Annotated in this window: 16 protein-coding genes and 1 tRNA gene; 11 read left to right on the top strand and 6 right to left on the bottom strand. The window is 44.5% G+C overall.

All coding sequences use genetic code 11. The features are described from left to right. The first annotated feature begins 24 nt into the window (after positions 1-24). From M2444_RS12275 to M2444_RS12250, 6 genes are all read left to right on the top strand, one after another. A complete protein-coding gene (locus M2444_RS12275; RefSeq protein WP_094869205.1) occupies positions 25-1,410 on the top strand; it encodes an ABC transporter substrate-binding protein in 1,386 nt (461 codons plus the stop codon). Between the two features lie 133 nt (positions 1,411-1,543). Continuing rightward, on the top strand, positions 1,544-2,533 hold the full coding sequence (locus M2444_RS12270) for a LacI family DNA-binding transcriptional regulator (RefSeq protein ID WP_094877518.1): 990 nt from the start codon (positions 1,544-1,546) through the stop codon (positions 2,531-2,533). A 30-nt stretch (positions 2,534-2,563) separates the two neighbouring features. Further along, on the top strand, positions 2,564-3,577 hold the full coding sequence (locus tag M2444_RS12265) for an N-acetylglucosamine kinase (protein ID WP_280787095.1): 1,014 nt from the start codon (positions 2,564-2,566) through the stop codon (positions 3,575-3,577). Next, positions 3,525-4,877: a 6-phospho-beta-glucosidase gene (locus M2444_RS12260; protein ID WP_094869208.1), complete on the top strand. Its 1,353-nt coding sequence runs from the start codon at positions 3,525-3,527 to the stop codon at positions 4,875-4,877. The genes M2444_RS12265 and M2444_RS12260 overlap by 53 nt, the downstream gene beginning before the upstream one ends. A gap of 15 nt (positions 4,878-4,892) precedes the next feature. Then, a complete protein-coding gene (locus M2444_RS12255; RefSeq protein ID WP_280787094.1) occupies positions 4,893-5,990 on the top strand; it encodes a polysaccharide deacetylase family protein in 1,098 nt (365 codons plus the stop codon). A gap of 162 nt (positions 5,991-6,152) precedes the next feature. Continuing rightward, entirely contained in the window at positions 6,153-7,127 is a 975-nt protein-coding gene (locus tag M2444_RS12250) for a MerR family transcriptional regulator (protein ID WP_280787093.1), read from the top strand. Here M2444_RS12250 and M2444_RS12245 read toward each other — a convergent pair. Further along, complete coding sequence (locus M2444_RS12245) at positions 7,109-8,587, bottom strand: alpha/beta hydrolase (RefSeq protein ID WP_280787092.1); 1,479 nt, start codon at positions 8,585-8,587, stop codon at positions 7,109-7,111. The genes M2444_RS12250 and M2444_RS12245 overlap by 19 nt on opposite strands. Before the next feature lie 171 nt (positions 8,588-8,758). Next, positions 8,759-10,102 carry an aminotransferase-like domain-containing protein gene (locus tag M2444_RS12240; RefSeq protein WP_280787091.1) on the bottom strand — a complete coding sequence of 448 codons (1,344 nt, stop codon included), beginning with the start codon at positions 10,100-10,102 and terminating at the stop codon, positions 8,759-8,761. Between the two features lie 140 nt (positions 10,103-10,242). On the opposite strand from M2444_RS12240, the gene M2444_RS12235 reads away from it, so the two are divergent. Next, positions 10,243-11,181 (top strand): DMT family transporter, encoded by a 939-nt coding sequence (locus M2444_RS12235; RefSeq protein WP_094877523.1) that lies wholly within the window; start codon positions 10,243-10,245, stop codon positions 11,179-11,181. Between the two features lie 135 nt (positions 11,182-11,316). On the opposite strand, the gene M2444_RS12230 is transcribed toward M2444_RS12235, so the two are convergent. Continuing rightward, positions 11,317-11,964: a hypothetical protein gene (locus tag M2444_RS12230; protein ID WP_094869214.1), complete on the bottom strand. Its 648-nt coding sequence runs from the start codon at positions 11,962-11,964 to the stop codon at positions 11,317-11,319. Positions 11,965-12,122: 158 nt separating this feature from the next. Between M2444_RS12230 and M2444_RS12225 the strand changes: the two genes are divergently transcribed. The 4 genes from M2444_RS12225 (at position 12,123) to M2444_RS12210 (ending at position 16,634) form a co-directional block, all read left to right on the top strand. Beyond that, the gene (locus M2444_RS12225; RefSeq protein WP_094877525.1) at positions 12,123-12,863 is read left to right on the top strand and encodes a response regulator transcription factor; all 741 of its coding nucleotides are present in this window, start codon (positions 12,123-12,125) and stop codon (positions 12,861-12,863) included. Continuing rightward, the gene (locus M2444_RS12220) at positions 12,841-14,208 is read left to right on the top strand and encodes a sensor histidine kinase (protein ID WP_280787090.1); all 1,368 of its coding nucleotides are present in this window, start codon (positions 12,841-12,843) and stop codon (positions 14,206-14,208) included. Before M2444_RS12225 ends, M2444_RS12220 begins: the two co-directional genes overlap by 23 nt. A gap of 153 nt (positions 14,209-14,361) precedes the next feature. Then, entirely contained in the window at positions 14,362-15,117 is a 756-nt protein-coding gene (locus M2444_RS12215; RefSeq protein WP_094877527.1) for an SDR family NAD(P)-dependent oxidoreductase, read from the top strand. A gap of 176 nt (positions 15,118-15,293) precedes the next feature. Continuing rightward, positions 15,294-16,634, top strand: coding sequence for an FAD-dependent oxidoreductase (locus M2444_RS12210; RefSeq protein WP_280787089.1), 1,341 nt, complete (start codon positions 15,294-15,296; stop codon positions 16,632-16,634). Between the two features lie 54 nt (positions 16,635-16,688). Here the strand turns inward: M2444_RS12210 and M2444_RS12205 are convergent, their stop codons facing one another. From M2444_RS12205 to M2444_RS12195, 3 genes are all read right to left on the bottom strand, one after another. Further along, positions 16,689-18,083, bottom strand: coding sequence for an MATE family efflux transporter (locus tag M2444_RS12205; protein WP_094877529.1), 1,395 nt, complete (start codon positions 18,081-18,083; stop codon positions 16,689-16,691). A gap of 120 nt (positions 18,084-18,203) precedes the next feature. Then, positions 18,204-18,287 (bottom strand) — tRNA-Leu (locus M2444_RS12200). Between the two features lie 138 nt (positions 18,288-18,425). After that, positions 18,426-22,718 carry a bifunctional 2',3'-cyclic-nucleotide 2'-phosphodiesterase/3'-nucleotidase gene (locus M2444_RS12195; RefSeq protein WP_280787088.1) on the bottom strand — a complete coding sequence of 1,431 codons (4,293 nt, stop codon included), beginning with the start codon at positions 22,716-22,718 and terminating at the stop codon, positions 18,426-18,428. Between the last annotated feature and the right edge of the window lie 234 nt (positions 22,719-22,952).

Genomic DNA, 22,952 nt, shown 5'->3' with positions numbered 1-22,952 from the left:
TTGAAATCATGGAGGGTTTAGCTAATGAACAAGAACAGGAAAAGTAGTGCGCTTTTACTTGCAACAACCATGCTAGTTGTTCTGGCATTGTCAGGCTGTAGCGGAGGTAAATCGGCTGGTAACACTCTATCCGAAGGAAATGGCGGCTCGACCAATTCAGGAGGCAAGGCAGAAACGGTAACCATCACCCATTACACAATAGATTCAGAGGACCGGACATTTGTTGAGAAATTAATTCCTGATTTCGAAAAGCAGCACCCTAACATTAAAGTGAAAGTGGAAAAAGCACCTTATGAGCAGTTCGACAGCAAGCTGCAAACGCTAATTGCCGGTGGCAAATCACCAGATGTGACAAGTCACTGGGGTTATGGAGGTTTCGCAGAATACTACAACAAGGATATGCTGCTCGATTTGACCGACCTAATTAAAGAGGATGGTTTCAAGCCAGCGGATTACAACATCCCAGAGAACCTCATGAATATCTATAAGGTTAAAGATCACACATATGGTATCCCAGTTAATATGTATGTCACCTTAATGCTCTATAACAAAGACATGTTTGATGCTGCCAAGCTGACTTACCCAACAAGCGATTATGAAGATAAGAGCTGGACGTTTGAAAAGATGGTCGACCAAGCTAAACAAATGACTCTCGTCTCCGATGATATTGCCAAAACACAATATGGCGTAGACTTTACCTGGTCTGAACGCGATATGCGGCCATTATATTTTGGAGCGCAGCCTTATTCAGAGGATACATGGACTAATGGCGGTGTGCCTTCTGAGACTTATTTTGATTCCCCTGAAGTGATTGCCGCCTATAACAAGCTCTTTGATCTCGTCTTCAAGGATAAGGTCTCCCCTTCCTCTGAGTGGAGCAAAAGCGTAGCCGGACAGAACGGCGATCCCTTCGTTGCAGGTAAAATCGGGATGTCTATCGGTGGCTCATGGAACCTTGCAGGTGCGAATGACTTTCCCTTCAAAATCGGCGTAGCCGCCGTACCATGGGGAGGAAACGATAAGGTGCGCAGCACACTTTACGTCGATCCGCTGCTGATCTTGAAGGACTCCAAACATCCGAAGGAAGCTTTGGAATGGATCAAATATTTGATCACTACCGAAGTGCAGGAGAAATCCATTGAGCTTAGTGGCGGTAACCCACCCGTCAACACCGAAGCTGCTGAAGCTTACTATAAACATTTTGACGGCATCGATCCACAAGATATCAAAAATGTCTACGAGGGTGCTGTGAACTATGGCTTCGAATCCTATAACCATTTGATCACCAACTACTCGCAAATTAATGACATGTTCATTAATGAATTGCAGCCAGTAGAAACTGGACATAAGACGGTGGAAGAGGTGATGACGACGATTCAGAAAAAAGTTACGGAGATCATTCATCGTTAATATTTGGCAAGTATGCCGTCCCTTTAGGGACGGTATGCCTGTTTGAAATCATACGTTCAGCGGACAGTCTGCCAACCCTGTATACTGAAGGTAGAAAACAGGATCGGAAAATCTGCCGCGAGGAGAGCTTGAGATGAAAGTGAGTATTTTTGATGTAGCCAAAAAGTCGGGATTATCCGTTGTAACCGTATCCCGGGTCTTAAACGGGGCCGAATCGGTACGCGAGAATAATCGCCAGAAGGTGCTGGAGGCCATTAAAGAGCTGGATTATCGCCCTAATGCAGCGGCACGCAGTCTGGCAAGCGGTAAGACGGGAATTATCGGTATTATTGTCACCACGCTGCAGGATTCCTTTTTTGACGCGGTGGTCAAAGAGCTGAATGAAGTATTAGCGATGCATGGTTATTTTTCAGCCATATCCATCTCAACAGGCATCGAATCGGATGATAGCCATTATTTGATCCAAGAAGATCGTGTAGATGGTTTGATTCTGCTCTCTCCGATAGAAGAGGACAATTATATTGTGGAAATGAAACGACGAGGCATCCCTTATGTACTAATCGATAACCAAAAGCCTGAGAATGACACCTACTCTATTACAATCGACAACTTCAAAGGCGGATATATGGCTACCCGTCATCTGTTAGCGCTCGGCCATACATCAATCGCTCATCTCTGTGGACAGGAAATGTTCCGTAGTACACGGGAGCGGCGTGCCGGATTCCTACAAGCGCTTGAGGAAAAAGATCTTACTCCATTTGAAATTGTACATGGCGAATTCGAAATTGAAATGGGATACGATACCTGTAAGCGTTGGCTGAACAAAGGACAGTTACCTACTGCAGTATTCGCTGGCGATGACAATATCGCCCTTGGCGTTATCAACGCGCTGATGGAAGCTGGCATTCGGGTACCCGAACAGGTAGCTGTGATTGGCTATGATGATCATTATATCGCTTCACAGCTTCATCCATATTTAACAACGATCCGTCAGCCCTCGGACAAAATTGGATTAGCAGCTGCCGAAATGCTCTTAAAGCGTATCTCCGGAAAGATGAAGCGCGGAGCTGGTGTAAAGATTGACCCAGAGTTAATAGTACGGGAATCTACTACTTCCAAGTAATTAAATAATATAAACAAGGAGTGACAACCATTGACTTACTACTTGGGAATCGATGGTGGAGGCACCAAAACCTATGCTCTGCTATGCGATGAACATGGCAATGTTCTCGGTAAGGGCAGGAGCGGTAACGGCAACCACCAGACAGGCGCCCTTGAGGCAGCCCACAGTATTCGAGAGGCCACATTCGGGGCACTAAATGAGGCCGGACTCCGATTGGAGGACATCCAACATACTTATCTTGGGCTTGCCGGTGCTGACCGCGAGGCCGATTATGCTATTCTCCATCCAATGATTCGCAAGATCGGATTTATCAATTACACCATTAACTGTGACACCATGATCGGATTACGTGCAGGGACGACTCGCCCTTATGGAGTTGCACTAATCTGCGGCACAGGCACCAATTCGGCTGGCAGAAACACGCAAGGAGAGTACTATCAGTGTGGTGGTTTTGACTACATGTATGGTGACTTCGGCGGTGGCGGTGCACTCAACATTGAAGTCTTTCGTTCTGTCATAAGAGCTTGGGATGGACGGGAACAACCTACCCTCTTGACCGGACTTCTACTCAACTTGCTAGGTTATGAGGAAGTTGCAGATATGTTTAATGATTTCCTCAATCATTGGAAAAGGGTCCCTGTTCATGCTGCACGCTTGCTCTTCGAAGCAGCAGCTGAAGGAGATGCTGTAGCCTTAGAGATTCTAAATCGGCAAGGCGTTGAGTTAGGGAAGTCCGCTGCTGCAGTCATCCACAAGCTTGGGATGGAGCAGGATACTTTCGATGTGGTTCTGGCGGGAAGTCTGCTAACCCGTGGGGATCGCGGCTGGATTCGCGGACCTATTGAGAAAGCTGTACAAGCCGCAGCCCCACATGCAACTGTGGTGACTCTTGCCACAGAGCCTGTAGTAGGTGCCGTATGGTCTGCGATGGATCAAGATGGTTTGACCCTTAGTAGTGAAGTGTATGAGAGTATGCGGCAATTTCAAGATTATGAATCGATCCAACAAACAAAAAAGACAGGAGTGGTTGATCTTGGCAACTAATCAAGGATTAAAGATCGCAGTTATCGGTGGGGGTTCTTCGTATACACCCGAATTGGTAGAGGGATTTATTCTTCATTACAAGGAGCTTCCTGTTCGTGAACTATGGCTCGTAGACATCGAACCTGGACTTCGCAAGCTGAACATTGTTGGAAATCTCGCTAAACGTATGGTTGAGAAATCCGGGCTACCGATTGAAGTTCATCTTACAACAGACCGCCGGAAGGCTATCGAAGGCGCAGACTTCGTCAGCACTCAGATGCGTGTCGGTATGCTTGATGCCCGCGCACGTGATGAATCGATTCCTCTTAAATATGGTGTCATTGGTCAAGAAACGACAGGTCCTGGCGGAATGATGAAAGCACTGCGTACGATCCCTGTCATTCTGGATGTATGCCGGGATATTGAAGAGCTGGCTCCTAACGCATGGCTGCTCAATTTCACCAATCCTGCAGGAATGGTCACTGAGGCTGTTCTGAAATACTCCAAAGTAAAGAGTATCGGTCTCTGTAATGCACCTATCGGCCTAATCAAGCAAGTATCTTCCAAATATAACGTAGCTGCCGACCGTGTATATGCTGAGTTTGTGGGTCTGAATCACTTGCACTGGATTACTCGAATCGACGTTGATGGTGAAGATAAACTGGATGACATGCTCACAGAGGGCTACAGTGCCAAGAACGTGCCCGCCCGAGAGTGGAATCCAGAATTCCTACAATCTCTTCGCGCCGTGCCTTCCTACTATTTGAAATATTTCTATATGACGGATGCCATGCTCGAAGAGCAGATGGAATCGTTTAAGCAAGGTATCAACCGTGCTGAAGTCGTCAAACGCGTAGAAGAAGAGCTATTTGAGCTATACGCCAACTTAGAGCTGAGCGAGAAACCGAAACAGCTAGAACAACGCGGTGGAGCTTTCTATTCAGAAGCAGCAGTTAATCTCATGAGATCGCTCCATAACGGTTCAAACGACATCCAGACCTTAAATGTTGCTAACCGTGGCATACTGGACTTCTTGCCAGATGATGCAAGTATTGAAGTGAACTGTGTTGTCACCAAGAACGGACCACTACCTTTACCATTGACTAAGATTCCACCGATGGCCAAAGGGCTTATTCATGCGGTCAAAACCTACGAGCAGCTAGCCATTGATGCCGCTGTAACTGGTGATCGTGCGCTTGCCCTTCAGGCAATGGTACATCATCCACTCGTTCCATCTGTAGATGTGGCGGTTCGGATGCTGGATGAAATGCTGGAAGCCAATAAAGAGTTCTTGCCGAACTTTTTTGGCAAACAATCATAGAAAAGAGGCGTCAATATGTCAGCTAAAGCGGTTTGGAAAGGCGATGTCAACCAAGCATTATGCGCGTTTACATTTGATGATGGGCCTTCCCAGCTTCCCGTTGAATTATGGCTGGATGTTCTAGAGGAGGAAGGGGCGGTTGGTACCTTCTTCTTCACTGGAGAATGGATGGATCAGCATCCAGAGAAGGCGAGATTAATTCTCTCCCGGGGTCATGTGCTTGCTCCGCATACGTATCATCATCGGCGAATGGCCCAAGTACCAAAGACGGTATTCTTAGAGCAATTGAAGCTGACTGAGCTGGCATATCAAGACGCAACAGGTCTTCCGTCTCCCAATTTCATGCGTTTTCCATACTGCTCCTACCGGGGTGAGAATCTCGATTGGCTGACAGAATGGGGCGATTATCTGGATATTGAGGGCGTTGATTGCGGAGACTGGGCAGGTATTCCTGCAGAAGAAATCGTTGCCAACGTTGAACCTAAGCTAGAGAATGGAACCATTGTGGTTATGCATAGCAATGATGTTGCAAAGGGTTCACCGGATGCATTAAGAGCACTTATTCGGATCGCCAAGCAAAGAGGCTTGGAGAGTGTCGGCGTACCTGAGATCCTAGGGTCCATTGGCGTAGAAGTAAACTATAGACCTTGGAAAATAGCCGTAGAAGTTCCGGCGGAGTTAGATCATTCCGCGGAAAATTGGGTCCCTATAGAAAATTGTAAGCAGCTTGCCGATCTCGCGGCCCAGACAACTGAGTGGAACATTCCGCAATATACACTGCATTTCACTTCTGAAAAGGAGTGGCTGGAGCATCTGGAGAGTCCACTAGTAGAGGTTGGAGTGACAGAGGATCGCGAGTTGTTTACCCTACGGCAATTTGATGGCAGCTATTGGGGATATGTACGCGCCGGTGTCGTAGACAATACCCTCATATTATTAGATTATGCGGCTAAAGAAGCGCAAGCCGATACCTTAGTGTACTTACTTCGCTGGGCTGCTGATACTTCGATCAGACTGGGCTTAACCCGGATTGAGGCAAGGCTGAATATCCGCAAGATGAGCGAAATGTGCAGACAGTTAGGCTGGCAGTCAGAGATTCTAAAAGATCAATAAGAGACATCATCCATACTGATAAATAGTTGCGGTAAAAAACAGCGGTCCCCCGTTATTGGTGGATCGCTGTTTTGCGTTGTGGGAATGGCAAATTGTAAGTTGTCGTTCCTTTCGGTACAATCAATTCTAACATCGTATGATTCCATCAGAAGGGGTGATTTCTTGCGTAAAGATACCAAAACCATCGGCGAGGCGGCTAAGCTGCTGGGCACAACCATTAAAACCATCCGTTATTATGACGACATTGATCTTTTGAAGCCATCGAGTCATAGCGAAGGTGGACATCGGTTATATACGCCCGAAGATATTTCCCGCCTGCGGCTGATCACTACACTGCGTTATTTGAGCTTCGGCATTGACGAGATTCGCCAAGTCATCGCTGGAGAGATTCAGCTCAATACAGCACTCAACTGGCAAATCGAAGCACTGGAGACGCAGGTTAGTACACTGACTAATATGATTTCGATTCTACGCCAAGCTCAAGAGCATCATTCATCAGGCAATTCCATGGATTACATGAATGAGCTGGCTGACTCCTTGTCCATGAATGCTGCTAAACGAAACGAGTTCATCTCCAGCAAAATAGAAGAAATACAGCCGCTCGGTCAATTGCCGTCCGAATGGCAGAATACTTTTTTGTATTTGTTCAATAAATATATTATCAATGAAGTCAAAGTGACGGCCGGGCAAACCATAGCTTGGAATGAGCTGCAAGCGCTAATGAATGATGCGCAGTACATGGAGGAGCTCGTCCGATTCGAACTACCCTTCTTAAATATGGTCAAGCACCCTCGTGTTCCCGCTGCATCTTGGATCAGAACGCTGGAGAGTATCCGAATCCGGGTGGAGACAGCCCTGCAACACAAATTATCAGCAGACAGCGCTGTTGTACAGGCAATTGTTGAAGATTTTGTGATGAAGTATGCAGGTCCAGAGCAGTTCCGCGATAAGGCTGCCTTTTTCCGCCAATATGCTCAATGCATGCAAACTGCTCCTTCCAAACGAATAGAACGCTTTAATAAACTGTGCCTGCTCCTCAACCCCAAATGGGATGTTATTGTAAAAGGAAATGCCTTGCTGATGCAAGGATTACAATGGAAACTCGAGCAGGACAACGCTCATTCGGCGCCTTGTTGAAGTGTGAACTTCGGATGGTCTCCCAGGTTGATGTTCAAATATTGCAAGGGCTGCCCTTTCAAATAATGGTCAAAAAAATCGAGCGTGTACTCATTAATCAGCTCATGCGTTCCACGCACATCCACGCCCTCCATCCATTTAAACAACGGGGTGAGCAGATATAGATCGGAGAAGCTCATATGTGTGCTGTTTTTGAATGTCATCCAATAGTTTCCGCCAACGGTTACCGGCTCATAACGGGCAAACAGCTCATTATAGTAGGCTGTAATTTCGTCTCTGTTCGCTCCCAATGCGGCGATCTCTTCATCAGTGGTTTGGTCTACTCCTTTTAACGTTTCATCGGCACTCATGAGCAAAAAAGGCTTCTTTAGGCCGTCTGCAGGAATCCGCTTTTCACCGTAAAGTACCCCATCCATATCGATGCCTGCTTGTATTCTCTGATCATCCAGCAGCATTTGCACCGTCGTAGCTCCCCCAAAGGAATGTCCGAACATGCCCATATGTTCAAGATCGATCCGGTCAGTAAACAGACCGCTAGGGTCGTTCGCAGACAAGGCCTCCATTCGATCAAGCACAAACTTCGCATCTTCTACCCAAACTTCATTACGCCGATCCATAAAAGAATACTTCATTTGCTCATAGCCCATTTTCCCCTCTGAATCAAACTTCACCACAGGCTTATCTGGAAATGCTGAAGCTACGCTGCTATAAGCATGTTCAATCCCAACGACAATATAGCCGTGACTTGCCAATTGCTCGACTTGAAACGTGTTCTGATTCTTGTAGCCCATAAATCCATGCGAGAAGAGCAGCACAGGATATTTAGATTCTGTATCGGCTAATCCGGCATTCGCAATAGCATGGGTATTGACTAGCTTAAATCCTGAGAATAAAAACTCCGGCAAGTGCAAAAATTCATGCAGTCCTTCTATATACGGAGCAGGATCAGATAAATATGGCGCCTTTTTCCCAGTAGCCTCCGAACTTGCCGGATACCAGATTTGTACCATTAATTCGCGGGAATCACCGGATGTTTTCGTAAATTTCTCTTCTCTTGCAGAATCGGTCCAATGGTAGGTGACGGTCCCTATCGCGTAAGGACCTGTGGGCTCCGCAAAAGAAAATACAGGGAATAGGATCGGCAGCGCAATGGACACAGCAGCATAAACCACTCCAACTCCTCCGAGAATTAGCGCCCTCCAGCGCTGTCGCGGCTTTCTTTCTGCCCTTGCTGTGGATCGGAAGAAAGGCCTTACCCCTCCTACAATCACCCATAGTGTGACCAGATACATTGGGATCATCGGCCACCGAAAGCCTTCCACGAAAGCGTGGACAAGCAGTAAAGCAGCAGAAATTCCGCCGCCTATCAGCCACCCGCGTTGTGATTTGGGGCGTCCTAGTATTAACCCACTCAAAATCAATACATTAAATAAGACAAGCATGATTTCAATCCATCTCATAATCTATAATCCTCCTTGGATTTCTCTACTGGCTGTCGACCTGAACCAAGTATAAAACCTCCTGTTAGAGGAGAATCAAAAAAATTAATTCGAATGGAGGATTGGGGCAGGACTGAGGGAAAGATTGTCCCTGATGATATTGAAGGCTTATAGCATCCATAAGATGCTACTTCAGCGTATTTCTCGAATGACCTGTTCAATACCTGAGGGAATATCAGGCTCTTTTACACTAGATACATTGAGCTTTAGAATCCTCTCTTTTTTTGCAAAATAGGGAAGGTAACCGCTATCCGCCAATTCCACTCGAATGGACTTTTTTTGCAGCCGTTTGATCATCTGCTCTGCTCTAAGGTTATCCTCCAATTTCAGATAAGTATGAACACCTAGCTGACTGGCTGGAACATAGGAATAATGCTCTTCAGACGCTGCATTTGCCTCCCTCATAATCGAATCGTGGAGGAGCATTGATCTTTTTCCGTAGCAGGAACGCATTTTTTTTCGGTGGCGCTCGAACATCCCGCTTTTCAAATACAACTCCAGCGCAGCTTGCGACAACATAGAGCTATCTATATCCATCAGTCTTTTGAATCGGTTAAAGGACTCACAGAGCACCTCGGGAAGTACGGCCACACCAACGCGCAGACCTGGGAATATAATCTTGGAGAAGCTTTTTAAATAAATAACATGTGATGTATTATCATAGGCATAGATCGGATCTTGCTTCGCATCCTGCTCCAAATCTGCCATGTAGTCATCCTCTACGATATACACATCGTATTTAGCTGCAAGCTGGGCAATCGCCTTCTTCTGATTTCGTGTAAAGGAAACGCCCAGCGGATTATGGAACCGTGGAACGGTATAAAAGAACTTAAATTCACCAATTTTAAATAACCGCTCTAATTCATCCAAATCCACCCCATCATCCGAACGCCGTATCCCCTCTGCCTCGATTTCATATGTCTTCAAATACTCCATAAACAAAGGATAACTCGGCTGTTCAATCAATACTCGCTCCTTACCATTCGGAAAAGGAATACGGGTCAAGAGTCCAAGGGCCTGCTGCACACCAGAGGTGATAAAAATCTGCTTTGGATCAGCGAATACCTGATAAGAAGCCAGTTGTCGCTGCATTTCACGGATAAGAGACGGCAGCCCCTGCGGTGTTCCATAGATAAACAGATCCTTACGGTACATATCAATCGCTTTATTGATGCAATGTTGAAAATCCAGATATGGAAAAATATCAGGGTCTGGTGCAGATGCCGTAAAATCGATCCAGTGCGAACCTTCCTCTTTCCGCTGTCCACTGCGTTTCATGACATAATATCCGCTCTTTGAAGCTGAGTAGATTAGATGTTTATCTTGAAGGTCCTGGAGTGCACGAATCACCGTGCTCTTATTGCAATCATAACGAAGTGCTAGTTCCCGAATAGAGGGTAGCTTGTCGCCTTCTCGATACGTGTCTTCAACGATTTGTAATTCTAGATCATTGATTATTTCCGAATACTTATACATCCTCTTCACCTTCCTCCGAATCTAATTTGTACCGGTACAGATGAACAATAATTACATTGTAGCATAGCTATTCTAGCCTTAGAATAAAGAGCATAACAGGACCGGTCCTAAATGCGCGCAACACTTTGGAGGTCATACTGATGAATAAATCTTCTACTCAAAAAGCGATCATAGCTGCGGTCTTGAATGCTGTTATTGTCGGATTTTCTTTTATATTTGTAAAAATGGCCTTAACCGTCTCTGACCCATTCGATACATTAGCTCACCGCTTCACATTATCTTTCCTTGCCGCTTCGTTATTTGCATTTCCAGGGTGGCGGCGGGTGAAGTTCGGAATATCCAAGGCAGCAGTGGTAATCCCACTTGCTCTACTATACCCTTCGTTGTATTTTACGCTTCAAGCCTTCGGGCTTCTGCATACAACCTCATCTGTAGCAGGCATTATTCAGGCGACCATGCCTATCTTCACCATCATTTTGGCGACGTTGTTCTTGAAGGAAACTACGAGCGGCTTTCAGAAGATCTCTACACTAATCTCGGTTGCGGGCATTATTCTTATCTTTGCCATTCCGGGTGTCAGTATATCTTCCTCTAGTCTTTGGGGAGTTTTACTCATACTGATCTCAGCATTATCCCTTGCCGGTTATAACGTCGCAGCCCGAAAGCTAACACGTACCTGGAGTCCCAAGGAACTTACCTATATGATCACTTTATTCGGGTTTATATTCTTCAATGGACTTTCCATCATTAAGCATGGTTCGGCAGGAACCTTGAATCAATATTTCACACCTTTTCAGGAGCCTAAATTCATATTCTCCATGATCTATCTTGGGGTACTCTCCTCCCTCGTGACCTCCTTCCTTTCCAACTACGCATTATCTCGAATGGAAGCATCCCGCGTGAGTATCTTCGGCAGTCTTTCGACGGTTGTCTCTATTCTCGGCGGTGTGCTTCTGCTGAATGAACAACTGGAATGGTACCATTGGACCGGCACCGTGATGATTATCGCCGGGGTAATCGGAGTGAATTGGCGTAAAAAGGCTAGGCTTCAAGTAAAGAGTGGAATTGAGTTGGATTAGAGGGAACCTGCAGATTTGCAGGAATTATTGCTTAGCCATTCTTCGTATCATGAAAAAAAGACACCCCTCGAGGTGTCTTTTTTTACTTTTACCTTTTCTATATCTCAACTTTGTACCCAGCCGCGTTAATTGCTGTTACTTAGCTGTTTCTAGATCCTTGATCTTCTCTTTATAATGGTCCAACAGATTAGCCAGAGCTTCCTTAATTACGGTGGCATCCTTGGATTTAGCTGCACTATTCAGATCTTCTTGAGCTTTAAAAAAGGCTTTATCAGCTTCACTAAGGTCTGCCATGGAAATTGCTATTGAAGTCGCCGCTACAGCTTTAATTGAAGTAGTAGTGAATTCAGTATCCCGCTCCATATCATCAGGCAATACTAATTGAGCACTGTGGCCCGCTTCAATATAACTCACTGGCAGGGCATCGTCGGATAAAATTTCTTTTGTGAATTGAACTCCCTCCACCGGTTGCGCAGGCACAAGCCCGGTAGCTCCGGTCACACTGAATCCAGCATTCTTATAATATTCGTCCAAAGTTTTCTTCCAATCTTCTAGGGTATTAGGTGCATAGGTCTTAGCTAGCTCCAAAGGATCTACCCAATCCATCTTAGTTAAGGTTACAGAAAGTGCTCCACTCGTTGCTGGAGTAACCACCGCTGCTTTTGTTGATTTCGCGCTTTGATCCTTAGCTTCACTAGCTGCGTTCACTGCAGTCGGTGCGGCAACTGCGGACACTAGTAGGGCGGACAACGCTAACTTTTTAAATAACATCTGTTGATTCATAAATACAACACTCCTTGTCGATTTGAATGATCTTACAAGTCCAAGCATACAAAAGGGGTGTGGCATAACATTGGTTAATTTGTGGAAAAACGATGGCAGACCCCTATACCCACCTGCAGATTGATATACTTGTAGAAGAATAATCTGGAGGTAACGAAATGAATACCAACTATCTCATTGCCGTAGTAGACGATGATCAACATATACGTAATCTTGTAGAAGCTTATTTACAAAAAGAAAATTACCGCACGATTGGCCTTGGCAGCGCTGAGGAAGCATGGACCTTATGGCAGACAAGCCCCCCGGATATGTGGGTGCTCGACGTTATGCTGCCCGGCATGGACGGGTACGAATTTTGCCGGCGAATTCGCAACGAAGCCGAAGTACCCATTATTATGATCTCCGCAAGGGATAATGAAGTGGATAAAATATTAGGCTTAGAGCTTGGCAGTGATGATTATCTGGTCAAGCCATTCAGCCCTCGGGAGCTAGTTGCTCGCATTAAACGCCAGTTACAACGGTGGTATAAAATGAGTAATCCAATGGAATCCGCAAGTAGTAGTCCACACACACCGACGCATATTGAAGTTAGCCACCTACAGTTATTATTGGATGAAAGACGAGTGTTCTGGCATGGAAAGGAGATTGAACTCACTAGCAAAGAATTCACCCTTCTAAAAGTGTTCGCAACTTCTCCGAATCGCGCATTTACAAGAGATGAGCTACTAACCCATGTATGGGGCGATGACTATTTCGGGAGCGACCGTGCCGTAGACCATTTAATTAAACGAATGCGAAAAAAGCTGGATCTGCTGCCGATTGAAGCCGTGTGGGGACATGGCTATCGCATGCGTATTGAGGAAGGAGTGGAAATCAATGAAGCTAGCTCATCAGATTAATTTTGCTTTTAGCATTGTATTGGTGTTACTCCTGTCTATTACCGCTTTCGTGATCCACTTCGTGCTGCTCAATCATTTCGTAGGAACACAAAAGGCGGAATTACGAACCCTTGGTACAGCCATGTCAGCCACTATGATTCAAGAGAGTGCACAAAGGGCCGATATAGAGACTGAAATCCGTACATTGCCAGCGTTCATGTCCTCCTCTGTAGGCGCAGCAAACGTCGAAGCTATTCTTAGCGATGAGACAGGAAAAGTATTGTCCACCTCATCGAATATGAGTTCGATCACGCTAGACTCCACTTCGCAGTTTGTCGCAGGTCAGACCTCTGATCTCCAGAGCATTTGGAATGGAACAGATACCAGATATATAACAGAAGTGAAAGCCACGCCAATAGGCACGCTAACTCTGCTTACACCCATGAGTGCAGTTACAACGATTGAACAAGCGCTGCTCAAAAGACTACTGATCGTTTTCGGTGCAGCAGGCGCATTTATGTTCCTATTTGCTCTATTTATCACAAAAAAACTAATCCAACCTCTAATGAAGCTACAGCAAGAGCTGAAAAAGGTAAAAGAACGCCACTTCTCTGAAGTTAAGCTGATTAAAGCTGGTGGAGAGATTGGCGCTGTTGCTAAATCTGTATATGACATGGCTGGCGAATTGAATCGTTTTAACCACGTGCAGAAGCAATTTTTCCAGAATGCCTCCCATGAATTAAAAACCCCGTTGATGTCTATTTCTGGTTATGCTGAAGGGATCAAGGATGGCATCTTCGAAGGGGAAGGCATCGATAAAGGTCTGGATATTATTATGAGTGAGAGTAGTCGTCTGAAGAAACTCGTTACGGAGATGACCCTACTTGCCAAGCTGGATAGTGAAGAAGATATATTTAGATCTAGCGAGATCCCTCTGGACGATTTAGTCGTAGAAACGATTGAACGTATGAACCCTCTTTTAATAAAAAAAGGGCTGACTCTACATGTAGCGTACGATGATTGTAAGCCACTTACGATCCGGGCTGATAGAGATAAGCTGCTGCAAGCCCTTCTGAATGTAGTTTCCAATGCCACTCGTTATGCCAACAAACATATCTACATTCATGCTTTTATTAAAGATGAACAAGTTCAACTATCCGTTAGTGATGATGGTCCTGGCATTTCAGAAGACCTGCTTCCGTACCTGTTCCACCGATTTGTTAAAGGAAAAGATGGGGAATCAGGATTAGGCCTAGCCATATCCCGTGCGATCGTCGAGCGCTCCGGAGGTCTGATCACGGCGAGGAACCGTACAGATGGTGGAGCGATAATTTCCATAGGCTTCCCTTTATTTATCCATAATTAATTTTAAACTCATGGGGTGGGAATAATATAAATTTCACTTCATAGTAAAGTTAGTTACTAATTTGGGTAAAGTATGGAGAAGAACAATTATCCCTTAATACAGATAAGGGTTTGGACATGCGGTAACATTTTTTTCAAAAAAGGAGATGTCAACATGAATAGACTCGAAGGGAAAGTTGCAATCATCACAGGTGGAGCTGGCGGTATCGGTAAAGGAATGGCCATGGCATTTGTTAAAGAAGGTGCCAAGGTAGTTATTATCGATCTCAACGAAGAAGCTGGTAACCAAACCATTAAGGAATTACAAGCATATCAACCTGAATCAATCTTCATTCAAGCCAATCTAATGGAGCACGATAAACTTTCAGGTATTACACAGCAGGTGGCTGAGAAGTTTGGAAAGATAGATATTTTGGTCAACAATGCACATGCATCTAGAATGAGTTCGATCGAAGAAATGACACAGGAGGATTTGGATTTATCTTTTAACACCGGATTCTATCCTACCTTCTATTTCATGCAAGCCGCACTACCTTATTTAAAAGAAACTAAAGGAAAGATTATAAACTTTTCATCGGGTGCTGGGATTAATGGCGATGTCAATCAAGGTTCCTATGCGGCCGCAAAAGAAGCCATCCGCGGAATTACCCGTGTAGCCGCCAATGAATTTGGCCCATTCGGGATCAATGTAAACCTCATCTCTCCTATCGCTAATTCACCTGGCATGATGGAGTGGGCAGAAGCGAACCCAGAGTACTACCAAAGCATGATTTCGAAGATCCCTTTGAGAAGACTGGGCGAGCTGGAAAGTGATATCGGCCGTGTTGCAGTATTCCTAGCTAGCGAAGATTCCGACTATGTTACGGGTCAAACGATCATGGTCGATGGGGGATCGATTAAATTACGATAAATTATACTCTATCCTATGAATGACTAAGAGATTTCCTTTTTTGGAGATCTCTTTTTTGCCTTCAATTCTCCTTATTATTCGTTTAATGACCATCGGATTTAGGGTAATAATAAAGTAACATGCTATTTATGCATATGCATAATCTAAAACATCCTGTGTGACCCGGAGGTATTAAAATGAACAAGTTTGACGCTATTATTATTGGTTTCGGTAAAGGTGGAAAGACCCTTGCCACAGAACTAGCTAATCGAAAATGGAAAGTAGCCGTGATTGAACGCTCTAAGAAAATGTACGGTGGAACTTGCATTAACATCGCCTGTATCCCTACGAAATCCTTAGCTTATCAAGCCCATCAAGGGGAAGATTATATAGAAGCGGTCCATAATAAGGATCAGCTTATTTCAAGTCTACGCCAAAAAAATTACGATAATCTAAATCAGAACGAGAATATAGAAATTATCAATGGTGAAGCTTCCTTCTTATCGGAACACGAACTCCAAGTAAAGGATGCAGGTGAGACGAAAATCTTAACCGCCGATAAAATCTTCATTAATACGGGCGCTGAAACCATCATTCCTACTATTGATGGGATACAAGATAGTAAGTTCGTATATACCAGCACATCCATTATGGATCTTAGGGAGCTCCCAACTAAACTAGCCATCATTGGTGGTGGTTATATTGGATTGGAATTCGCTTCGATCTACAGTCAATTCGGCTCACAGGTTACGGTGCTGGAGGGTTCCTCGAAATTCATTCCTAAAGAAGACCGCGATGTCGCGGACGCCGTCCTCCAAACCTTTACCAAGAAGAACATTGAGGTCAAACTGAATGCAAAGATTATAGGACTGAAGGATGTTAATGACGGAGCCATCATCTCCTATACTATAGACGGTACTATTCAAGAGTTGGAAGTCGATGCTGTGTTAGTTGCAACGGGGAGAAAACCAAACATTGAGGGTTTAAATTTAGAAGCCGCCGGTGTTGAAGTGACCGATCGGGGGGCCATTAAGGTAGACCCTTCTCTAAAAACCACTGTTCCCCATATTTGGGCCCTCGGCGATGTCAAAGGCGGTTTACAGTTTACCTATATCTCACTAGATGATTATAGAATTGTAAGAAATGATCTTTTCGGGGATCATTCCCATACCACAAATGACCGTGACGTTGTTCCATATAGCGTATTTATTGATCCCCCACTATCCAGAGTAGGAATAAGTGAAGAAGCCGCCGTGGAACAAGGACTTGAAATCAAAGTCGCTAAGTTACCTTCAGCAGCTATCCCCCGTGCCCGCTTAATCAATGAAACCGAGGGCTTCCTAAAAGCAATTGTAGATGCAAAAACCAATAAAATCCTAGGAGCTACATTGTTCTGTGCGGAATCCAGCGAAGTGATTAATATCGTGAGCATGGCAATACAAACAGGGCAAGATTTTACCTTTCTGAGAGATCATATCTTTACTCACCCTACAATGAGTGAAGCTTTGAATGATTTGTTCTCACAGATCAAAGAATAATACTACATGCATGGCAAACAAAAAGACACCCACACGGGGTGTCTTTTACTTTTACTATATAACACGATGCTGAACCCACTTCTTACCCATGAAGCGCCGTAGAAATATGAATCCTCTAATTCCCCACTCACAGTTCATAGCTAACCAAACCCCAAGTAGACCGAAATCAAGAACAATCCCTAAAATGTATCCGAGTACTACACGGAACAACCACATACTCAACATAGACACCATAGATGTGAACTTGGAATCCCCTGCTGCTCTAAGCGCTGACGGTGTTATGAAGCTAACAGACCACAGCGGTATTTGTACGATTGTATTAATAAGTACAATTATGAAGATATCCCTCACAATCTCTGCAGGTGGATGGAACATCGACACTAGCGGATGGAAGAAAGGCATAACTAACAATCCCATCACCACAAAGGAAAGGGAAGATGCTACGAGAAACGATTTAATAAATTTCCGGGCATCCTTAACATTATTGCTTCCCATACATTGTCCGACCACTGTAATAATCGTCAAAGACAGCGCATTACCCGGAATTTGCATAATCCCCGCAAAGGAAGAGGCAATAGCGTTTGTAGCAAGCGCGTAAGTACCGAGACTGACGATAAAGACTTGCGTCAGAATCTTACCACCATTAAAGAACATCTGCTCTGCCGCAAAAGGCATACCGATGAACATTATTTTTTTGAGCATAGAGAATTGAACAACCAATAAGTCACGAATTCGAATATGCAATTCATTGTCCATCCGGAACAAATAATAAAGAGCGCATATCGCACCCAAATATCGGGCTATATTTATAGAAATGGTCATCCCAAGAACGCCCATATGCAAAAGGTTAATAAATACGAGATTCAAGAGGACGTAAACTAAATTCATAATGAGCGATAGCGCAAGCGAGGCTCTCGTCCTTCCGATTCCTCGAAGAGCACCACAAACTGCCTCTACCACAGCTATTCCAAGATAGGAGATGCAGCTCCCAATTAAATAGATTCGGGCGTTGTGCATTACCTCTGGCGAGGCCGCTCCAAATAGTAAGTTGAGCAGCGGATTGTGAAAAAGAATGCCAAACATACCAATAACAAAAGCCATAAGGGAAACCGATGAAGTGGCGCCTGCGGTAGCTTTTGATACCATAAGACTATTGCCGCTTCCTTTATACTGCGCTACGACAACCGTACCACCTGTTGATACCGCGATAAACACACTAATGAGAAAAAGATTAAGGGAATCAATCATGTTCACCGCACTGATAGCCGCCACACCGGACGAACTGATCATGGCCGTATTCACTAGATTTAGCCCCACTATAAAGGCCTGATCTACCAGAATAGGGATAAATAAAGCAATCATATGGCGATAATCTAACGATTCTCCTGAAAAATATTTTTCAAGAAACCGCACACTTCGCTTCGTATTGACATTTACAATAGGTTCCATCTTCGCTTCACTTCTTTTACATTAGAGTTATCCAAATTTGAAATATCCTTATAAATAGAAAAAGGCTCTTCAGGTTGAAGAGCAATTCAAAAGTACAGCTAATTTATAAGCACTTAGGTATGCGGTCGAGAGGACTCGAACCTCCACGGGGATTAACCCACACGGACCTGAACCGTGCGCGTCTGCCAATTCCGCCACGACCGCACAAAATATAAAAGAACCATGCAGTGCAGAACTAAATTATCATATATTAGCGCAAAGGGCAATACCTAATGTGAAAAGAAAAAGTGTACCGAGTCCCTATTAGGGATCATCGATACACTTTTTAGAAGAACTATCGGATTATGAAGCTTGTTCAAGCATACGGTAGATAATGACTGCCGCTTGAGCGCGGTTAGCTATGCCCTTAGGTGCAAATTTACCACCCTCAACACCGTTAACAATTCCCATTTGGGTCAGTTGTGCTATAGCATCCTGTGCGTAAGGAGCAATACTGGACTTGTCTGCAAACTTGCCCAGCGCTGCATTCTTATCAATCGGCTGTAGTTTATCCTTCAATGCATTAGCAATCATAATCGCCATCTCTTCACGAGTCACTTCACGACCCGGTTCAAATTTACCATTTCCAGAGCCTTTTACAAGTCCGGCTTTCACCGCAAGGGCGATAGAATCCGTGTACCAAACTCCTTGTTTAACATCGCTAAATGAACTGGTTGTTGCCGAACCCGTCAGATTCAATGCGCGAACCAGCATCGTAATAAACTCTGCTCTAGTCACTGTTTTGGTTGGCGCAAAAGTATTTGCATCCAATCCTTTTATAATGCCCTTAGCAGCCAATGCTTGAATAGCTTCCTGTGCCCAAGCTACCTTACCCAGATCTTTGAAGTTTGCTGCTGGAGCAGTAGTTGGCGCTGGTGTTGCTGTTGGTGCTGGTGTTGCTGTTGGTTTCACGGTTGGAGTAGGTGTTGGAGTTACAACATTAGAACTTCCATCGCCACTACCCGATCCCGTATCAGCCTTCTCTTTGTTCGTAATACGACCTTCAATAGCTGCCTTGATCTCTTTGCGATCAAACGTATTCACAATGTAATCGTAGAATACATCCAAATCAATAGGACCAGCCAGTGAATTCTTACCTTCAGTCAGAACCTTGTAATTATCCCCACCCGCAGCCATAAAGTTATTGACTACTGCCGTATATTTCTGCGTAGGATTAATTGGTGTTCCATTAGTTAACGTAAGACTCGTAATACGATCTGCCACTGGCAGATTCATAATTGCTGTATATTTCAGTCCCGAAATTTGTAGCGTCTTGATATCTGGTTTTCCGTCAGCTGTCACATTCCATTGCTGCTGAAGTAACGTTTTGATCTGTGCTCCAGTTAGCGTCAGCTTCACTAGTGTATTACCGAATGGCTGGATTTTAGCGAGATCGCCAAAGGTTACAGGGCCTTTCGGAAGATCTGCACGGATACCACCTGGATTCATAAAGGCAAAATCAGCAGCACCTGCTTTGTCATCGAAGTCAGCAGTACGCATAGCGTCAGCGATCAAATTACCAAGTGCGCTTTCTTTGGTGTAAGCATCGGTACGAGTTATAGTTCCGTCTGTTGTACCGACTGGTTGGGTAAGTTCGGGATGTTTCTTAAGGTAAGCATCAACCAGTGCCACACTTCTCGGATCTGGCGTTACACCATCGTGATTGGTGTACGTTACTACAGCAGACTTGTCCTTCACATCACCTGTTTTAGGATCAATGGTCAGCTTAATATCTTCAAATGCCATACCGTAAGAATACGCTTGTACAATTAGCTTACCGTTTACAGTTCCGTTTGCCAGACCATGGTTGTCACCAGCAACGATAACGTCAACCGGAGAATCAGCAGGAAGTGCTTTGGCCAGATCAGCAGCTTCACCTGTAGTAACTCCATTTTTAGTAGTGGCAGGATCATGTGCAAGCACAACAATCGTCTCTACGCCCTCAGTTTGGAGCTCCTTCGCATATTTTTCAACAGCCGCTACTTCCTCATCAGGTGTGAGGAAATATACACCTTCTGTGCCGGAAGGTGAAACTTTGCTTGGTGTAGCCTTCGTCACAAGTCCAATAAAGCCGATCTTTACACCACCTACTTCTTTGATTACATAAGGTGCAATAATCGGTTCGCGGGTTTCCGCTTTCACTGCATTTGCATTTACATAATCAAAATTCGTACCTTTATGGGTAACGTTCTCGTTCTTAGGGTCCACACCGCCTTTCAATTGTGTCATTAATGCATCGACACCTTGGTCAAATTCATGGTTCCCCAATGATCCAACATCAAATCTCATCATGTTCATCCACTCAATCGTTGGCTCATCACGCTCAAGTGAAGATACTGGAGCTGACGCACCAACAGAATCCCCATTATGAAAGAGCAAGGAGTTGTCATATCTAGCCTGTGCTTCATTCAGATAAGTTGCAAGAATTGCAGCTGTTCCCACATTTTTGTCATTCACAACAGAAACTGTATCCAGTTGACCGTGGAAATCATTGATTCCCAGAAGGTGAACTTCTACATCTTTAAATGGGAGAGCCAGTTTATAAATACTAAATCCCTTAATATCTTTTGCACCAGTGTCCTTAATGTTGGATGGCATAACCGCTGCTGCATCCGGTGACGATGTAAACGTAATATTCACTTCATCTGAAATAGGAGCCAAAGACCAGTTGCCATCTGCAGAAGGGTCTATAGTACCTACTTCTTTAATGTAGTCCATGAGGATCTGGCGATTCTCATCCTGAGAATCGACTACCATCTCTGAACCTTTCACACCCGGGAAGTTCCCACCACCACTTGCGCGGTAATTGTTAGTCACAACAATAAAATCTTGGTTCGGATCCAACGTTTTACCGTTATACGTAATTTGCTTCACACGACTCGATGAAGCATCGTTAATTGTTCCGGTAGGGGTATATTTTGCAGGTTTAGTTACATCAATTGTGTATTTAATGCCATCAATGACATCGAAGTTATAAACCGCAAAATCTCCATTGAGCAAACTTTGTGAAGCTATGCTTTTCACATCGATGGTATTAAATGCGCCCGCACTCATTTCAACCCATTCCTTAACAACAGAGCCTTTGACTTTAATAGCTTTCAGCGTGTTGTCATACAGGTACAAGTCACTCGCACTGCGAATAGTCAGCGGACCTTTCTCAATACTCGTATACTCAGAAGGACCGTTGCGTCCAGCCTTGAAAGGAGCACCTACGCTGAGAATCGGAAGATTTTTATACTGTGGAAGGTTAGTATTAATATACTTCTCCACATACCACTTCTGGGCATTGGTAACAATTTGCACGGTTGGATCATCCTGAACCATTGCGAAATAGCTGTTCATCGGAGCGGTAGTAACGCCGAGCTCTTGACCTGTATAGTCAATAGTAGCTTGGTGGTCTGCTGCAACAGCAGCATCAACAGCAGCATCCGGTTTAGCATTGGCTATGGAGCGGGTCGAAGCTTTAGAGTTCTTTTTGTCGACTTTCCATTTGCCGCCTTCCTGCACCAGATTAAGATCAATCAGACCCAAGTAACCCCCACCATAACCTGCTTGTACAGCCGGAGTACTATTAATGTGGCCGTAAACATTATCAACAACGGATTGAGCGTTATTATATGGTAGTTTTGTTAATGGATCTTTAAAAGAAGCATCAAGCGTTGCATTGTCACCTGTTGGGAACACTTTGTGGGTGTGTGAGAAGGTAATCGCATCGATGCCTTCAACTTTGCTTAAAAGATTGATAGCATTTTCTGCATCAGTGCCCGCAACTGCAGTTGCATCGAAGCCGGTATGTGCCATTGCTACGATTACATCGGCTCCCTGAATTTTCATGTCAGGAACAAATTTCGCTGCAGTTTCTGCAATGTCCTTGGCGATGACACGGCCTTCCAGATTAACCTTGTCCCATTCCATAATTTGAGGGGTTACAAGGCCAAGTACGCCGACCTTAATTTCCTGAGGTTGGTTATCGCTATCCATTATCGTCTTGTCGATAATTACATAAGGTTTAAAAGCATTTACGTCATTATCTGGATTACCATCTTTGTCATCAATATATATATTGGCATTTACATATGGGAAATCGGCACCGCTCAATGGATTATTATCATAGCCTTTAATAGTACGATTTAAGAATTCCAGTCCGTAATTAAATTCATGATTACCAAATGTGGCCACATCATATTGCATAATATTCATAGCCGCAATCATAGGGTGTAGCTTGGTCTCTGATTCCATCAGGTTACTTTCGTTCGCAATATAGGTCCCTAGTGGAGTACCTTGAATCAGATCCCCGTTGTCGAGCAAAAGATTATTAACAGGATATTCGCTTCTAGCATAAGTAACCAACGTAGCCGTTCGATCGAGCCCTACTGTTGTAGAGGCTGCATTCTTAAAATAGTCCCAGCCGTAGACATTCGTGTGTACGTCCGTGGTGCTCATCAACCGTAGTTTGGCTGTGGTATCGGATGCGGCTTCGGCTTTGTCCGGACTCCAAACCGTACCCAAAACGACACCACCTAGTACCTGTGCTGAAAGCACTGCAGTTGCTAGTACAGAAGCGAGAGGCTTGTTCCATCGTGTCTTCCATCCCATAAAGATTTATTCCCCCTAGTATTTTTACATAATTTCGGTGATATTATATCACACAAACATGACGAAAAAGTATAGGATTGTAAAATTAATATAAATTCGTGTCAAATATAATAACGTGTGAAGAAAGACCTAGGTCACATTGTGTTTTTATTAGATCAAGAGTCTCTAGACATACAAAAACACACCTTATACAGATGCACTCTAAGAAAGCGCATACATAAGGTCTAAAAGCGT

The organism is Paenibacillus sp. PastF-3 (assembly GCF_029893135.1).
Taxonomy (GTDB): Bacteria; Bacillota; Bacilli; order Paenibacillales; family Paenibacillaceae; genus Paenibacillus_AQ; species Paenibacillus_AQ nitricinens.
The sequence above is the reverse complement of the archived record's forward strand: the minus strand, read 5'-3'. Positions and strand labels throughout refer to the sequence as shown.

Excerpts from the sequence above, each read along its gene's own strand:
- M2444_RS12275 (WP_094869205.1), top strand. The coding sequence starts at position 25 with ATGAACAAGAACAGGAAAAGTAGTGCGCTTTTACTTGCAACAACCATG.
- M2444_RS12270 (WP_094877518.1), top strand. The coding sequence starts at position 1,544 with ATGAAAGTGAGTATTTTTGATGTAGCCAAAAAGTCGGGATTATCCGTT.
- M2444_RS12260 (WP_094869208.1), top strand. The coding sequence starts at position 3,525 with ATGAATCGATCCAACAAACAAAAAAGACAGGAGTGGTTGATCTTGGCA.
- M2444_RS12255 (WP_280787094.1), top strand. The coding sequence starts at position 4,893 with ATGTCAGCTAAAGCGGTTTGGAAAGGCGATGTCAACCAAGCATTATGC.
- M2444_RS12245 (WP_280787092.1), bottom strand. The coding sequence starts at position 8,587 with ATGAGATGGATTGAAATCATGCTTGTCTTATTTAATGTATTGATTTTG.
- M2444_RS12240 (WP_280787091.1), bottom strand. The coding sequence starts at position 10,102 with ATGTATAAGTATTCGGAAATAATCAATGATCTAGAATTACAAATCGTT.
- M2444_RS12235 (WP_094877523.1), top strand. The coding sequence starts at position 10,243 with ATGAATAAATCTTCTACTCAAAAAGCGATCATAGCTGCGGTCTTGAAT.
- M2444_RS12230 (WP_094869214.1), bottom strand. The coding sequence starts at position 11,964 with ATGAATCAACAGATGTTATTTAAAAAGTTAGCGTTGTCCGCCCTACTA.
- M2444_RS12225 (WP_094877525.1), top strand. The coding sequence starts at position 12,123 with ATGAATACCAACTATCTCATTGCCGTAGTAGACGATGATCAACATATA.
- M2444_RS12220 (WP_280787090.1), top strand. The coding sequence starts at position 12,841 with ATGAAGCTAGCTCATCAGATTAATTTTGCTTTTAGCATTGTATTGGTG.
- M2444_RS12215 (WP_094877527.1), top strand. The coding sequence starts at position 14,362 with ATGAATAGACTCGAAGGGAAAGTTGCAATCATCACAGGTGGAGCTGGC.
- M2444_RS12210 (WP_280787089.1), top strand. The coding sequence starts at position 15,294 with ATGAACAAGTTTGACGCTATTATTATTGGTTTCGGTAAAGGTGGAAAG.
- M2444_RS12205 (WP_094877529.1), bottom strand. The coding sequence starts at position 18,083 with ATGGAACCTATTGTAAATGTCAATACGAAGCGAAGTGTGCGGTTTCTT.
- M2444_RS12195 (WP_280787088.1), bottom strand. The coding sequence starts at position 22,718 with ATGGGATGGAAGACACGATGGAACAAGCCTCTCGCTTCTGTACTAGCA.